At 46.3% G+C, this 16,397-nt stretch carries 9 protein-coding genes and 2 pseudogenes; 10 read left to right on the top strand and 1 reads right to left on the bottom strand.

The window, feature by feature from the left end; translation table 11 throughout:
- Nucleotides 1–51: 51 nt before the first annotated feature.
- From QUA83_RS12070 to nrdJ, 10 genes and pseudogenes are all read left to right on the top strand, one after another.
- Nucleotides 52–2,844: pseudogene (locus QUA83_RS12070) on the top strand (leucine-rich repeat domain-containing protein); the annotation flags it as partial.
- A gap of 474 nt (nucleotides 2,845–3,318) precedes the next feature.
- Nucleotides 3,319–3,894, top strand: a pseudogene (locus QUA83_RS30555) (DUF6745 domain-containing protein); the annotation flags it as partial.
- Between the two features lie 446 nt (nucleotides 3,895–4,340).
- Complete coding sequence (locus tag QUA83_RS12065) at nucleotides 4,341–5,294, top strand: ABC transporter ATP-binding protein (RefSeq protein ID WP_333293391.1); 954 nt, start codon at nucleotides 4,341–4,343, stop codon at nucleotides 5,292–5,294.
- Nucleotides 5,295–5,372: 78 nt separating this feature from the next.
- A complete protein-coding gene (locus QUA83_RS12060) occupies nucleotides 5,373–6,479 on the top strand; it encodes a hypothetical protein (protein ID WP_333293390.1) in 1,107 nt (368 codons plus the stop codon).
- An 18-nt stretch (nucleotides 6,480–6,497) separates the two neighbouring features.
- Entirely contained in the window at nucleotides 6,498–7,046 is a 549-nt protein-coding gene (locus tag QUA83_RS12055) for a hypothetical protein (RefSeq protein WP_333293389.1), read from the top strand.
- Between the two features lie 57 nt (nucleotides 7,047–7,103).
- Entirely contained in the window at nucleotides 7,104–7,289 is a 186-nt protein-coding gene (locus tag QUA83_RS12050) for a hypothetical protein (RefSeq protein WP_445301770.1), read from the top strand.
- Nucleotides 7,290–7,367: 78 nt separating this feature from the next.
- A complete protein-coding gene (locus QUA83_RS12045) occupies nucleotides 7,368–9,038 on the top strand; it encodes a hypothetical protein (RefSeq protein WP_333293388.1) in 1,671 nt (556 codons plus the stop codon).
- A 574-nt stretch (nucleotides 9,039–9,612) separates the two neighbouring features.
- Nucleotides 9,613–11,775 carry a DUF4394 domain-containing protein gene (locus QUA83_RS12040; protein ID WP_333293387.1) on the top strand — a complete coding sequence of 721 codons (2,163 nt, stop codon included), beginning with the start codon at nucleotides 9,613–9,615 and terminating at the stop codon, nucleotides 11,773–11,775.
- Between the two features lie 150 nt (nucleotides 11,776–11,925).
- Nucleotides 11,926–12,213, top strand: coding sequence for a hypothetical protein (locus QUA83_RS12035; RefSeq protein WP_333293404.1), 288 nt, complete (start codon nucleotides 11,926–11,928; stop codon nucleotides 12,211–12,213).
- Between the two features lie 340 nt (nucleotides 12,214–12,553).
- Nucleotides 12,554–15,847, top strand: coding sequence for a ribonucleoside-triphosphate reductase, adenosylcobalamin-dependent (nrdJ, locus tag QUA83_RS12030; RefSeq protein ID WP_333293386.1), 3,294 nt, complete (start codon nucleotides 12,554–12,556; stop codon nucleotides 15,845–15,847).
- A gap of 186 nt (nucleotides 15,848–16,033) precedes the next feature.
- Here the strand turns inward: nrdJ and QUA83_RS12025 are convergent, their stop codons facing one another.
- Complete coding sequence (locus tag QUA83_RS12025; protein WP_333293385.1) at nucleotides 16,034–16,252, bottom strand: hypothetical protein; 219 nt, start codon at nucleotides 16,250–16,252, stop codon at nucleotides 16,034–16,036.
- Nucleotides 16,253–16,397 lie beyond the last annotated feature (145 nt).

Raw genomic sequence — 16,397 nt, 5'->3', positions numbered from 1 at the left:
AGTGATTAGATGTCAATAGTTACTCAAATTTTGTCCATCTAGGAAGGTTTTATGTCAGAAAAACAACCAAACGAGCCAATGAGTTTTAGCAGCTTTGCGGACAGGTGCAGGCATATTGACAGCCTTTCACAAGAGGCAAGGCACACAGTTAAAGTGTTGCTAAAAAAGGCTGGCACTGATGACGCACAAGAAGCGGTTCAGATACTTTCAAGCAAGACCGAATTGGATCTCAGCAACACTGGAATTAGCGACATCAGCATCCTCGGCTCGCTCACCAATCTGACCACACTGAATCTGTGCGACAATCAAATTAGCGACATCAGCATCCTCGGCTCGCTCACCAATCTGACAACACTGAATCTGTGCGACAATCAAATTAGCGACATCAGCATCCTCGGCTCGCTCACCAATCTGACAACACTGGATATCCACAACAATCAAATTAGCGACATCAGCATCCTCGGCTCGCTCACTAATCTGACAACACTGAATCTCAACAACAATCAAATTACCGACATCAGCTCCCTCGGCTCGCTCACCAATCTGACAAAACTGGTTCTCTACATCAATCAAATTACCGACATCAGCTCCCTCCGCTCGCTCACGAGTCTGACAAAACTGTATCTCGGCAGCAATCAAATTACCGACATCAGCTCCCTCAGTTCGCTCACCAATCTGACCACACTGGATCTCCACAACAATCCAATTAGCGACATCAGCGCCTTGCGAGCGCTCACCAATCTGACAACACTCGCTCTCTACTTTATCAATCAAATTACCGACATCAGCGCCTTGCGAGCGCTCACCAATCTGACAGAACTGTATCTCACCGGGAATCCAATTAGCGACATCAGCGCCTTGCGAGCGCTCACCAATCTGACAACACTGTATCTCGGCAACAATCGAATTACCGACCTCAGCTTCCTGGACTCACTCACCAATCTGACAACACTGCATCTCGGCTGGAATCAAATTACCGACATCAGCTTCCTGGACTCACTCACCAATCTGACAACACTGCATCTCGGCAACAATCGAATTACCGACATCAGCTTTCTCGGCTCGCTCGCCAATCTGACAACACTGCATCTCGGCTGGAATCAAATTACCGACATCAGCTTTCTCGGCTCGCTCACCAATCTGACCACACTGGATCTCAACAACAATCAAATTACCGACTTCAACTCTCTCGGCTCGCTCACCAATCTGACAACACTGTCTCTCTGGCGCAATCAAATTACCGACATCAGCTTTCTCGGCTCGCTCACCAATCTGACAACACTGGATCTCGGCAACAATCAAATTAACGACATCAGCTTCCTGGACTTACTCACCAGTCTGACAGAACTTTATCTCGGCAGCAATCAAATTAACGACATCAGCTCCCTCGGCTCGCTCACCAATCTGACCACACTGCATCTGGGCTACAATCAAATTAACGACATCAGCTCCCTCGGCTCGCTCACCAATCTGACAACACTGTCTCTCTGGCGCAATAAAATTACCGACATCAGCTTCCTCGGCTCGTTCACCAATCTGACAACACTGGATCTCGGCGACAATAAAATTACCGACATCAACTCTCTCGGCTCGCTCACCAATCTGACAACACTGAATCTCAACAACAATAAAATTACCGACATCAGCATCCTCGGCTCGCTCACCAATCTGACCACACTGTCTCTCAACAGCAATCAAATTACCGACATCAGCATCCTCGGCTCGCTCACCAATCTGACCACACTGGATCTCCACAACAATCAAATTACCGACATCAGCATCCTCGGCTCGCTCACCAATCTGACCACACTGAATCTGGGCAGCAATGAAATTACCGACATCAGCATCCTCGGCTCGCTCACCAATCTGACCACACTGTCTCTCAAAAGCAATGAAATTACCGACTTCAGCTTTCTCGGCTCGCTTACCAATCTGACGACACTGCATCTCGACGGCACTCAAATTACCGACATCAGCTTTCTCGGCTCGCTTACCAATCTGACGACACTGCATCTCGACGGCAATCAAATTAGCGACATCAGCTTTCTCGGCTCGCTTACCAATCTGACGACACTGCATCTGAGCTTCAATCAAATTAGCGACATCAGCTTTCTCGGCTCGCTTACCAATCTGACGACACTGCATCTCGACGGCAATCAAATTACCGACATCAGCTTCCTGGACTCACTCACCAATCTGACCACACTGAATCTGTACAACAATGAAATTACCGACATCAGCTTCCTCGGCTCGCTCACCAATCTGACCACACTGCATCTCTGGCGCAATCAAATTACCGACATCAGCTCCCTCGGCTTGCTCACCAATCTGACAACACTCGATCTTCGCAGCAATAGAATTACCGACATCAGCTCCCTCGGCTCGCTCACCAATCTGACAACACTGGATCTGTCCGAAAATCAAATTACCGACATCAACATCCTCGGCTCGCTCGCCAATCTGACCACACTGTCTCTCAGCTTCAATCAAATTACCGATTTCAGCTTTCTCGGCTCGCTTACCAATCTGACCACACTGTCTCTCAGCTTCAATCAAATTACCGATTTCAGCTTTCTCGGCTCGCTGACCAATCTGACCACACTGGATCTCTACAGCAATCAAATTAGCGACATCAGCTTTCTCGGCTCGCTCACCAATCTGACCGCACTGCATCTCAACTACAATCAAATTACCGACATCAGCTTCCTCGGCTCGCTTACCAATCTGACCACACTAGATCTCAGCTTCAATCAAATTACCGACATTAGCTCCCTCCGCTCGCTCACCAATCTGACCACACTGAATCTCGACTCGAATCAAATTACCGCTATGTGCGTGGTAGGCGAACTCGCACAAAAACGTCTTACTCTCTTGACTACGCCAATTGATGCTCAAAAAGCCACAGAAGCAGTCAAAGTTGCTTATGCCGCTATGGGCTTAGGAGAACCAGAAGTTATTATTTGCAGCAGTCCCCGCGACGCTTTTCTCCAAATCTTCAACTTGGCAAAAGGCGACCATTCACCAAACTGGTCAAACGAAGGGCATGGGAATAGATTGGGGAAAAAGCTAGACTGGAAATGGATGTCCATGTCCCCATCGATTGTGAGAGACTTTACAAGTCCGGCGGTGTGGGAGTATGAGCTCCGTAGCATGACGATGGAGTCGGAAGCAGACACCACAATGAGTTGGCTCATGTACGATTTGGTTGAAGAATATGAGCGAGCGGAACGAACGATGGGGAATGTTTTTCCCGCTCATTGGTTCGACCTGAAATACCCTGAAACCCCCACGACTTTGTTTAAATCAATCTATTTGACTGAATGGTATATTTCTTCATTAGGGGTCAATATTTCCCAAAAGGCACAAGAAATACTTCGCTGCCAAAAGCAGCTTTTCGAGCATTGCGGTTGGATATTTCCCTTTGAAAAAATTTGCGCGGTGTGCGATCGCCCCCGCCACCTGCGCTTTGACAGTCAAAACCGCCTGCACGCGGAAGGAGAACCTGCGATCGAGTTTGCGGATGGATGGAATTTTTATTATTATCATGGTGTCAGATTGCCTGAAGAATACGGCAAAGTCCACCCAAATCAATGGCAATCCCAATGGCTTTTAGCAGAAGAGAATGCCGAAGTTCGGCGAGTGTTAATTGAAGGGATTGGTTACGAGCGCCTTTGTCAAGAATTAGAAGCAAAACAAAAAGATAGTTGGCAGGAATATGCACTATTACAAATAGATAATGCCGATGTCGAGCCGATTTGTTTGTTAAAAATGACTTGTCCGAGTACGGGATTCATTCACGCTTTGAGAGTGCCGCCTGACCTGACATCAGCGAGGGAGGCAATTCGCTGGGCAAATTGGGATATCGATCCAGAGGAATTTTCCGTGCAGACTTGATATAGCAAAAGGAAGAAGGAAGAAGGAAGAAGGAAGAAGGATGAGTTAATAGTAGCAAGGATTTCAGCGATCGAGAATGTCCTTGTTTTAATTTCAGAAACGAGATGACAATTCCTGCAAGAACCAGCTAGCCTAGCTGTAGGCATCTATTTCAATCGGGACTTACGCACGGGCGATGGGAAACGGTTTTTTTTGGGGAATACTTAGTTATAGCACCTAAAAGCGACAAAAACCCTGTTTCTTTGGTGTGGATGCGTAATATCCTGTCCGGTAGATTAGCGATTTGTCGTCGGGCGGGGGCAGGTTTATGAGATTGTCGGTTTTCGGCAATTATTGTCGGTGAACCTGCCCTCCCCCACGAATAATCCCCTCAAATCAATCGGACTCGATCTAACTTCTATTATTCCTAGAAATGCACCGTATCAAACTTCATTCACCCTCCAAACATGGCAAAACAACTAGCAATAGAAACTCGCGGGCTGACGAAACAATTCGATCGCCATATAGCCGTCAATGACATCGATTTGCAAGTAGCAGCAGGCGAAGTATGCGGACTGATAGGCCCCAACGGTGCCGGCAAAACTACTTTGCTGCGAATGTTGGCGGCGGCTGAGGAACCGACTATAGGGGAAATTTACATCAACGGGGATAGGTTATTGCGCGATCGATCGCACCCAATTCTCAAACAGCACATCGGCTTTCTTCCCGATGACTTTCCCCTCTACGACGACTTGACTGTTTGGGATTATTTAGACTATTTTGCCCGACTCTACAACCTCCAGCAACCGCGCCGCCGAGAGCGAATCAACTCCGTCTTAGAACTCGTGCAACTAACCAACAAGCGCAACAGCTTAATTTCTACCCTGTCGCGGGGGATGAAACAGCGCCTGAGTTTGGGGAGAACTATTATCCACGAACCGCTATTGCTGTTGTTAGACGAACCCGTTTCTGGCTTAGATCCGATCGCCCGAATGCAGTTCCGCGAAATTATCAAAGTTTTGCAAGAAGTCGGCATGACCGTAGTCATATCATCTCACGTCCTCAGCGACTTAGCCGAACTTTGTACCTGGGTCAGCATCATGGAACTCGGATATCTGGTCGAAAGCGCACCTTTACAAGAACTTTACAAACGCCTCAGCCGCCAGCAAATTTTCATGTCGGTTTTAGGAAATAAATTAGAAGCGCTAACATCGGAGTTAAAAAACTTTCCGTGGGTGGAAAATTGGGCAATAATCCCGGAAACTCAACAGGTGTGCGTTGATTTTTCAGGAAGCCCGGAAGATGCCGCAAATTTATTACGCGAACTCGTCGCGGCCAACATTCCCCTAACCGAATTCCACTGCACTCAAGAAGACTTAGAAACCATCTTCCTCAAGATGGGACACCAGCAAGCATCCTAAGAAAGCTTTTTCCCTCGTTACCAAGATGAACAGTGAGTTATAACTAACTCATCACCCATTCCTCATAACCAATAAGCAATGACACTCAACTTGTTAGATAAAATAGGCAACTGGAATCCCCAGTTATTTCGAGAAATCAAAGGTCGCTTGAAAATGGGCAATATGGCGATCGCATCTGCCCTTTCTGTCAGCGCTCAACTGCTGCTGTTTATGTATTACAGCGCCCAGATTCCCGTTCCCCCTGCTAATGGCGAGCACACTTATCCCATCTATCACAGATTTTGCACTATAGAGCATGACACTTCCTATGAGACAGAGTGCTTCAGAGATGCCTTTGGCAACTTTATCATTAACTGGCGGGAGTGGTGGTTGCAAATATTCATTTGGCTGAGCATCTTGAGCGTCTTAGCTTTATTAGTAGCAGGGACTTATATGCTTGTGGGCGACTTAGACAAGGAGGAACGCCGCGGCACGCTCAACTTTATTCGCCTCAGTCCCCAGTCAGCCAAAACAATTTTTCTCGGCAAAATTCTCGGCGTCCCAATTTTACTGTATCTAGCAGCAATTCTGACAGTACCGCTGCACCTGTACAGTGGATTAGCTGCTCAAATATCTCTGAATGAAATTTTATGTTTCTACACAGCATTTGCAGGTAGCTGTGCTTTGTTTTACAGCAGTGCGATGCTATTTGGATTGACAACCAGTTGGTTGGGAGGATTTCAACCTTGGTTGGTTAGCGGTACGGTTTTTGTTTTGTTTGGGATTTCTACGCTCCCGTTAACGCGCACTACTGGCGATTTACTAACATTTTTGTCTCCCCTTGCTATCTTGAAATACTGGATTTTTGGAGTGGGGAATAAATATGAAAATTTCCATTGGTTAGCTGAAGATTTAGACAAGTTGCAATGGTTTTACTTGCCCGTCGGTGAAAATATTGCAAGTGGCCTTGCTTTGTCTCTCTTAATTTGTGGTACAGGAACCTATTGGATGTGGCAAGGATGGCAGCGCCGCTTTCCAAATCCCAGTGCTACAGTTTTGAGCAAGCAGCAAAGTTATGTGCTAGTTATCTGCTGTCAGCCAATAATTTTAGGATTTGCACTTCAATCAAACCCTTCACCCTACGCTAATGAAGCCAGTTTACTTGTCTTGAATTTGCTGATTTTCTTAGCTTTAATGGCAGCTTGAACATCGGACAGACAATCTTTGTACGATTGGGCGAGGTATCGGCAACAAATCGTTCCCAGCAGTCAGAAGTTGTGGCGGCGCTACCCGCTAGTCGATTTAGTTTGGAGCGAAAAAAGTCCAGCCATAGTTGCGATCGCGATTAATCTCCTCAGCTCAGTCATAATTTTAATACCTGGGATGCTGTTGAAAAGCAATGAGATAAACGGATTTTTGGGAGTAATTTTCTGCCTAAATCTGATTCTAATTTACGCAGCCATCGTCCAACTATTCCTATTGACAAAAAATCGAAACGGGGAAATTTTGACCGTTATCACAATCGGGAGCGCTATCTTCTTGCCCCCTCTAATTTTATCTATGCTCTTGCTAACCCCCGAAAAAGCTCCTATTTTGTGGTTGTCTTCAACATTTGGTGGCTTTTGGTCTTTGTCGTCTCTGGCAGCGTCAGGAAACACCATTTTGCTCTCCATACTCGGCCAGTGGACTGTCTTGGTGCTGCTGAATCTCAAATTGCGATCGCAACTGAAACTCGCAGGGCAATCAGCTTCTAAAGCACTGCTGAAAGCTTGAAAAAGCAGGGGAAGAACAAGGGGAAGGAATCATTCGGAATTAAAAAACTTTCCTTGGGTGGAAAATTGGGCAATAATCCCGGAAACTCAACAGGTGTGCGTTGATTTTTCAGGAAGCCCGGAAGATGCCGCAAATTTATTACGCGAACTCGTCGCGGCCAACATTCCCCTAACCGAATTCCACTGCACTCAAGAAGACTTAGAAACCATCTTCCTCAAGATGGGACACCAGCAAGCATCCTAAGAAAGCTTTTTCTCTCGTTACCAAGATGAACAGTGAGTTATAACTAACTCATCACCCATTCCTAATCACCAATAACCAATGACACTCCACTTACTAGACAAAATAGGCAACTGGAATCCCCAGTTATTTCGAGAAATCAAAGGCCGCTTGAATATTGGCAATATGGCGATCGCCTCGGCTTTTTCCCTAAGCGGTCAACTGCTGCTATTGATGTATTACAGCGCCCAGATACCCGTTCCCTCTGCTAATGGGGAGTACACTTACCCCATCTCTCACAGATTTTGCGGTTTAGACACTGGCAATTCCTATGATACAAAGTGCGTCATAGATGCCTTGGGCAACTTTGCCATTAACTGGTCGCAGTGGTGGCTAGAGATATTCATTTTGCTGAGCATATTGAGCGTCTTAGCTTTATTAGTAGCAGGGACTTATATGCTTGTCAGTGACTTAGACAAGGAGGAACGCCGCGGCACGCTCAACTTTATTCGCCTCAGTCCCCAGTCTGCCAAAACAATTTTTCTGGGCAAAATTCTTGGCGTCCCAATTTTACTGTATCTAGCAGCAATTCTGGCAGTACCCCTGCATCTGTACGCTGGATTAGCTGCTCAAATACCCCTGAATGAAATTTTATGTTTCTACATAGCAGTTGCAGCTAGCTGTGCTTTATTTTACAGCACTGGGATGCTGTTTGGATTGACAACCAGTTGGTTGGGAGGATTTCAACCTTGGTTGGCTAGCGCTATGGCTTTTGTTGTGTTTGGGTTTTCTTGGCTCCCGCTCACGCGAGCTGCTGGGGATGTGTTACATTTTTTGTCTCCCCTTGCTATCCTGAGATATCCGCTTTTTCTAGCTGATAAAACTGATTTCGATTCGTTAGTTGAAAACTTAGACAAGTTGCAATGGTTTTACTCGCCAGTGGGTACAAATATTGCGAGTGGCATTGCTTTGTATCTCTTGGTTTGTGGTACAGGAACCTACTGGATGTGGCAGGGATGGCAGCGCCGTTTTCCCAATCCCAGTGCTACAGTTTTGAGCAAGGGGCAAAGTTATTTGCTAGTTATCTGCTGTCAGGTAATATTTTTAGGGTTTGCACTCCAATCCGACCCCCCAAACTCAGGTAATTTCATCTGTTTACTTATCTTGAATTTGGTGATGTTCTTAGCTTTAATTGCAGCTTTAACATCTGACAGACAATCATTGTACGATTGGGCGAGGTATCGGAAACAAATCGTTCCCAGCAATCAGAAGCTGTGGCGACGCTACCCACTACTCGATTTAATTTGGAGCGATAAAAGTCCGGCTGTAGTTGCGATCGCGATCAATTTCCTCAGCTCAGTAATAATTTTAACACCTTGGGCGCTGTTGGAAAAAAGTGAGAATAATGGATTTGGGGGTGTAATTTTCTGCATGAATCTTATCCTAATTTACGCAGCCATCACCCAACTATTCCTATTTACCAAAACCCGAAATCCGGAAAATTGGGCCGCAGCCACAGTCGGCAGCGCTCTCTTGTTGCCACCTCTGATTTTATCTATTCTCTTGCTCTCCCCAGAAAAAGCTCCTATTTTGTGGTTGTCTTCAACCTTTATTGGCGTTTTCTCTTTGCCGTCTTTGGCAGCCGTGTCAGGAAATACGGTTTTGCTATCCATACTCAGTCAGTGGACTGTGTTGCTGTTGTTGAATCTCAAATTGCGATCGCAACTGAAACTCGCAGGGGAATCAGCTTCTAAAGCACTGCTGAAAGCTTGAAAAAGCAGGGGAAGAGATCAAACGTGAAACTCCGGTTCAGGCATGGATTTAAATCCCTGCCTGAATGCTTGAGTCCTCTGAAAACGACTGTTTAACTAACTTATTATGCCAATTTCGCATTTATAATCCACTTTATATTGAGCGATGGTTGTCGCCGCTACACAGACAAAGCCCACCTTCGCAGGCTTTAAGATTAAAGTTGAAAAATAATTTCTGACCGTACAGATCCAAAATTATAGAGTCAGCGTATATTACTAATGAACGCAGTACAAAATTTCATAGGTTCGCACCGCTAAAAATTTCAGCTTGCCTGTTTGCAGTTGAGCTGCGATCGCCCTTGGCTACACACCCAACTATAAAATACGGCTAAGCGATCTGTATTTAAAAGTGGGTTTATTTGAATCGGGGGCGAGTTTATATATCATTTTAGCTGCGTGTAATACTTTTATGGCAACCCACCCCTACAGCCGAAAATAAGAAAAACTATCCTAAAAGTGCGAATTTGTGATATTTTGACTGAGAATACCACCGCCGTTAGGCAACAAAAGTATCAAATTTAGAGGGTGACTAGAACATGGCCGAAATTAGAGACACCGCCCAAGCAAACTTGCTAGCAGGAACTCCAGAAGATGACCTGATTTTTGGTTTGATGGGCAATGACACCATTGCCGGAAACTCTGGTAATGACAGCATTTATGGAGGTAAGCAAAGCGATTTAATTGAGGGCAATTCTGGTCAAGATTCGCTATTTGGAGATTTAGAGAACGACACTATTAACGGCGGAGAAGGCAACGATTTTTTAGTGGGCGGGAAAGGCAGCGATTCCATATCGGGCAACTCCGGCAATGATGTTTTGTCGGGGGATAGAGATACTGATATCCTGATAGGGGGAGACGGGGCAGACCTATTTGTTTTGAGGCGCTACGCTGAGGCTGACCCTTTCCGTACCAGTGGCGGTGTGAGTTTGGCAAATGCCGACGCGATCGCCGATTTTACACCCGGTACAGATTTAATCGGTTTGGGGGAAGGTCTCAGTTTTAGCGACTTGAATATTCTGGAAGCTGGAAACGATACTGTTATTCAAGACCGGGTAACAGGAGAATTTCTCGCTACTCTCAGAGGGGTGAGACAAAGTTCGATTAACCAGGCAAGTTTCACTAATAATATTGGCAGCGTTGTTCCCAATCCCCCGCCTCCAGCGCGGACAACGGCTTATGCTTTAACTCCTGCTAATCGGATTGTCGGTTTTAGTCTTTCCAATCCGGGAAGTGTCATCACAGATTTGCCCGTGACTGGATTGCCAGCGGGAGAAAGTTTGCTGGGAATTGATTATCGGCCAGCTAACGGTTTGCTTTACGGTGTGGGTTCTAGCAATCGCTTGTATACTCTCAATCCGATGACTGGGGAAGCAAGTCCAGTCGGTAACGGGCAGTTTGCTGTTCCCCTAAATCCGGGGGCTGCGGGTTTTGATTTCAATCCGACAGTCGATCGAATTCGCTTTGTCAATGAAGGCGATCAAAACGCCCGCCTCAACCCGGATAACGGGGCACTTGTGGATTTTGACACGGTGGCGGGGGGAATTCAACTCGACGGGAATTTGGCTTATGTTGCGGGCGATCGCAATTTTGGGTCAAATCCGGCGGCAGCAGGGGCTGCGTACACGAATAACTTTGCCGGGGGAACTTCGACAACCCTGTTTGTAATTGACAGCGATTTGGATGTTTTGGTGCGACAAGATCCGCCGAATAATGGAGGGTTGAATACGATCGGATCTTTGGGAGTTGATGCTACTAGCGTTCTCGGCTTTGATATCAGGAGTATTGGCGGCCGCGAGGTGGCAGTGGCGGCGCTGGAAGTTGGTGGCATTTCCGGCTTGTACAATATCAATTTAAGTAGCGGTCAAGCTTCCTTTGTCGGTCAAATTGCCGACGGGAGAGAGATTAACGGTTTGGCTTTGCCTTTGCCTACAGCTTACGCCTTAACTGTCAGAAATGGCGCTGAAACAATTGTCGGTTTTAACGAGGCGGCACCGCGGGCGATTCTCAGTGACGTGGCAGTTACAGGGTTACAGCCGGGAGAAAGTTTGCTGGGAATTGATTTTCGCCCCGCTAACGGTGTGTTATACGGTGTGGGTTCTAGCAATCGCTTGTACGCCATCAATCCGGTGACTGGGCAAGCAAGTCCAGTCGGTAGCGGGCAGTTTGCTGTTCCCCTAACTCCGGGGGCTGCGGGTTTTGATTTCAATCCGACGGTTGATCGAATTCGGTTTGTCAATCAAGCCGGTCAAAACGCCCGCCTCAACCCGGATACGGGGGCAATTGTCGATGTTGACACGTTGACGGGGGGAGTTCAACTCGACGGGAATTTGGCTTATGCTGCGGGCGATCGCAATTTTGGCAATCCCGGCGCGGCTGCTGCTGCTGCGTATGTGAATAACCTTGCAGGGGCAGCTTCGACAACGCTGTTTGCAATTGACACCAATTTAGATGTTTTGGTGCGACAAGATCCGCCGAATAATGGGGTGTTGAATACGATCGGATCTTTGGGAATTGATGCTGGTACCGTTCTCGGCTTTGATGTCAGGAGTGTTGGCGGTAACGAGACGGCTTTGGCTGCGATCGAGGTTGGCGGAGTTTCCAGTCTATACAATATCAATTTGACGACTGGTCAAGCTTCGATTGTCGGTCAAATTGGCGACGGGCGAGGAATTAAAGGCTTAGCACTGACTTTGATTTAAATAGGGGAAGGAAGAAGGAAGAAGGAAGAAGGAAGAAGGAAGAAGGAAGAAAAATAATTAAACTTTTTTAATTTACCAATGCCCAATTCCCGATTCCCGATTCTCAATGCCCAATTTGAGTTAATCTATTATTTTGCCAACCAAGATAATATGTTATCTCAAGTTTTTTACTTGCTACGTTCCCGCAGTGACGGCAAATATCTGTCCGCGAATCCCAATCCTGATTCGGCAGTGAGTTACCTGCTGATGTTTCGCGAAGACTATGACGCTTTGAGCTATCTCAATGCCCACGCTGCTGATGTTGCCGATCGATTCGGAGTAGAATCGATTTCCGGTTCTCAGGTGAAAAAGCTGCTTGAACGTTGGGGCTTTAACGGTGTGGGGGTTGTTCAAGACCCGCTGTTACCCAATATTGAGTTTTTATTGACAAAGGGTTGACAATTGACAAGATTTGCTGTTCACCCGGTTTCAGAAAGAAATCGGGTTTTTTTGTCAAGTTTTGAGCCGATCGCCCGATCGAGCTTGTACACTTCTGTGCCCCATATCTAGTGCAAATTGTCAAATTTGTCAAGTTTTCACCCTAAAATCGAAAATCTCAAATCCCAAATCGAAGTAGGATGGCTTTCTGCAATCTAAAATCTAAAATCTAAAATCTAAAATCGACAGATGCCCCATATCTAGTGCAAATTGTCAAATATATTAACCTTTTACCCTAAATCTGAATCCTGTTGTATATTCGTAGTCTGTTGATTTATTCCGACACGTCAGTACACAACCTATGGTTCGAGAATTAGAGCGATCGAGTGCCAGCGAGAAACGCAACCTGTCCGATTTCCCCGAAACAGCACCCGCAGCCAATCCAGTATTTTTCAGGACTTACAGTCGCCGTACCGAGACGGGAAGGGAGACTTGGGCCGAAGTGTGCGATCGAACAGTCAAGGGGCTGCAAAAGCTGGGAAACCTCACCCCCGAAGAAACACAACTGCTGCACCGGATGCAAAACGAGCTCAAAACCCTCGCTTCAGGCCGCTGGCTGTGGGTAGGTGGCAGCAAATGGATCGAGCAACCAGAGAATTTTTCCGGCGCATATAATTGCTCATCAACAAATATTCTCGACTGGCGTTCCTTTGGCTTGTTGATGGATTTGGCAATGATGGGCTGCGGCACTGGGGCAGTCTTGGAACCACAATATATCAACCAACTGCCGCCGATTCGCAACCGTTTAACCCTAACCATGCAAGGCGAAATCGGCTCGACACCCGCCCAGTCGCGCCGTCAAGAAACAGAAGTAAAAATAGCAGAAAAAACCGCCACTATTTATGTCGGAGATTCTCGCCAAGGTTGGGTAAGCTCCTATCAAAGTTTGCTGGAATTATCCACAGATGAAAGATTTGCAGGAGAAGTTCAAGTTTTTATCGATTTGAGCGACGTTCGCCCGGTGGGAGAACCTTTAAAAGGTTTTGGCGGAGTAGCAAATCCGGTGAAATTGCCCGACCTTTATCAGCGCTGCGCCGCAATTTTGAATAAAGCTTTAGGGCGGCAGTTAAATTCAGTTGAATGCTGCGTGTTGATTGATGAAGCTGCGGTGACAATTGTTGCTGGAAACATTAGAAGATCGGCCGGAATGCGTCAGTTTTATGCTGATGACGAACTCGGAGCAAATGCTAAAAATAATTTGTGGCAACAAGATGAAAGCGGCAACTGGAGAATAGATCCAGAACGCGATGCCCTTCGGATGGCCAACCATACGCGAGTTTTCCATACCAAACCTACACTAGAAGAATGTATTGATGCTGTCCGTAAACAGTATTACAGCGGCGAAGGTGCGATTCAATGGGCCGGCGAAGCTGTAGCTCGATCTAACGTTGATTTACTTTCAACACCGAGTCTTAAACTTGAGTTTTTGAAAGCTTATGACGAAGGAAAAGCTAAAGAGTGGTTGCAGGAACGCCATCCTAATATGACTGCTGGCGAGTTAGAGCATAGGTTAGTTCGTGTGGGCTTAAACCCGTGTGGTGAAATCATCGGCTCTAATTTTCATTGTGTCAGTGGCGACACTCTGCTAATTACTAGAGACGGACTGCATAAAATAAAGGACGTTCTTGGAACTGAAATCGAGATTTGGAATGGTAAAAGATGGAGCTGCGTCACACCATTTAAGACAGCGAGTGATACTTGTGGCGGGCGACGCAAACTTTATCGTGTAAAGTTTGGTGATGGTACTTATCTGGATGCCACAGAATATCATCGCTTTTTTGTCAAGGATCGCTTTGGTAAAGTTTACAGAGAAGTTCAAACCAAAGACTTGATGGATACAAGCCGCTATAGCATTCATACTGAACCTTTTACAATTCAGTATGAAGATGGCTTGAATATCGATTCAAGTTATGCTTACACTTTGGGGGTCGCTGTAGGAGATGGAACTACAGACAAAAATGACAATGCGAAAGTTCGACTTTACGAACATAAAATGGCATTGTCAGTAGCAGGAAATAAGTCTCATGAAAGAAGCTATGACTATTTACCTGCTTTTACCGATGTAACTAACTTGAGCTTTTCTGGAGAGTTGCTGAAAAGTTTGAAAGTTAACCCAGAAGCACTAAATGTAATTGCGAGCTGGAATCGGCAAGCAATTTTACATTTTATTGCTGGATTAGCCGATACTGACGGCTCGAATACCCACAGTAATGGTATCAGAATTTATATTTCTGACCGCGATCGCGCTTTTAGAGTTCAGTTACTTTTGACCAAATGTGGTATTCGTTCGTCGCTAAATCTTTGCGCTCATCAAGGGTCAATTACTAATTACGGTGTCCGAAGTCGAGATTTGTACTACTTGCAAATTACTGAATGTGGTGAAATTCCTTGTCAGCGGTTAGATGTGAGCAAAGGGACGAATGCTAAACACAAAGGTAAATGGCAAGTGGTCAGAAGTGTCGAAGAATTACCAGGATTGCACGATACTTACTGCTTCAACGAACCAGAGTTTCATAAGGGAGTTTTCGGCAATACCCTAGCTGGAAACTGTAATTTGGCGGAGGTTCACCTCAATCAAATTGACCCTTACAACTTCAAAGAACAGGAAGAAGCTTTCAGGGCTGCGGCTCTATCTGTCGCGGTACTTCTCAATCACAAATTTCTTGAACCCCGCTATCAATACAGCCGCGAATTAGACCCGATTGTCGGCGTATCTTTCACGGGATTGTTCGATTTCTTCGTTCATGCTTTTGGCGTTGAGTGGCTGCGCTGGTGGGTGGAAGGCCGCCCGCAAACTCCCCAAGGAATCGCTTTTAAACAGCGGGAAGAAGAGTATTTGAGTGGTTGGCGCGAGATTGTCGATCGGGTAGTATGGGATTATTGCGATCGCCATTCCTTAAAACGCCCAAATCGCTGCACAACGGTTCAACCATCGGGTACTAAATCTCTGCTGACAGGTGCTTCGCCGGGGTGGCATCCGCCGAAAGCCCAGCGTTTCATTCGCCGAATCACTTTCGGCAAAAACGACCCCGTAGCCCTCGCCTGCATCGACTACGGATACAACGTGATTCCGTCTCAATCTGACAAGGATGAAAACGGCAATTTGCTGAACAATCCCTTCGATGAACGCTGCACGGAATGGCTGGTAGAAATACCTGTTGCAGTAAGTTGGGCTGATTTACCCGGTGCTGATGAAATTGACATTAACAAGTTCTCAGCGGCGGCACAAATGGACTTTTATATGCAAGTGCAAAAGTTCTATGTCAGACATAACACTTCGGCCACGATTGAACTGCGCGAAAACGAAGTGGAAAGTTTGGGCACTCGGATTTATGAAGCGATTCGCGATGATGAAGGCTACATTTCCGCAGCGCTTTTAGCTCGGTTTGATGCTCTTGAAACTTTCCCGCGTTTGCCCTTTGAACCGATAAACAAGGAAACTTACACCAAGATGGTGGAAGAGACTTTAGCGCGCCGCCAAATAGATGTTTTTCATGCGGCACTGAGTCGCTATGACTTAGGTGAAATGATGGATTCAGGGCCAGCGGGCTGCGATTCCGATAAGTGTTTGATGCCAGAGACTAAGGCTATGTAATAGCCTTGAAAGAAATCCCCCGTTTGGGGGATTTTTTTATGTTGTTTTTAAGTGCTGGTTCAGCAAAAATCGTAGGGGTGAGTTCACCAACCATAATTGCCTAAAATCAATAATCTCGTAAACCCGCCCCCACCCAACGACTAATTGTCACTCTCTCCCCCTGTCCGGGAAGGGATTCTTTGAAAATTACCGATCGAATGTTCTGTAGCAAGTGTCAGCTTGCTGCGACTCTAGCAAGTCGGGGTTAAATATCACCGCGAATTTCCCGCCAGGAACCAAGCGACGGAGAATCTCTAGATGACCGTCCGCATCAGATCGAGTGCGGAACTGACCAACTGTCAACCGCTGCATTTTGGGCAGCAAACGAACCATAACCCAAGGATAAAGTCGTTCTTTGTAAGGCATAATTAACTTGTCTCCATACGTATGGGAGCCAGAGCCAGTGCTGATAGGTTGGTAGCCGGGACGCACTGGCTTTCTGACGAATGTGATGTTCTCCTCTCATACTACGGACAAATTGTGGTTAAGTCAACTTAACCATAGGAATTCT

It is taken from the genome of Microcoleus sp. K1-B1 (assembly GCF_036704705.1).
Taxonomy (GTDB): Bacteria; Cyanobacteriota; Cyanobacteriia; order Cyanobacteriales; family Microcoleaceae; genus Microcoleus.
Note: the sequence above shows the minus strand (reverse complement) of the source record. Positions and strands in the feature narration are given on the sequence as shown.

What these genes read in the sequence shown, in the direction of transcription:
- nrdJ (WP_333293386.1), top strand. Translation starts at nt 12,554, where the DNA reads ATGGTTCGAGAATTAGAGCGATCGAGTGCCAGCGAGAAACGCAACCTG.
- QUA83_RS12035 (WP_333293404.1), top strand. Translation starts at nt 11,926, where the DNA reads ATGTTATCTCAAGTTTTTTACTTGCTACGTTCCCGCAGTGACGGCAAA.
- QUA83_RS12040 (WP_333293387.1), top strand. Translation starts at nt 9,613, where the DNA reads ATGGCCGAAATTAGAGACACCGCCCAAGCAAACTTGCTAGCAGGAACT.
- QUA83_RS12045 (WP_333293388.1), top strand. Translation starts at nt 7,368, where the DNA reads ATGACACTCCACTTACTAGACAAAATAGGCAACTGGAATCCCCAGTTA.
- QUA83_RS12065 (WP_333293391.1), top strand. Translation starts at nt 4,341, where the DNA reads ATGGCAAAACAACTAGCAATAGAAACTCGCGGGCTGACGAAACAATTC.
- QUA83_RS12060 (WP_333293390.1), top strand. Translation starts at nt 5,373, where the DNA reads ATGACACTCAACTTGTTAGATAAAATAGGCAACTGGAATCCCCAGTTA.
- QUA83_RS12025 (WP_333293385.1), bottom strand. Translation starts at nt 16,252, where the DNA reads ATGCCTTACAAAGAACGACTTTATCCTTGGGTTATGGTTCGTTTGCTG.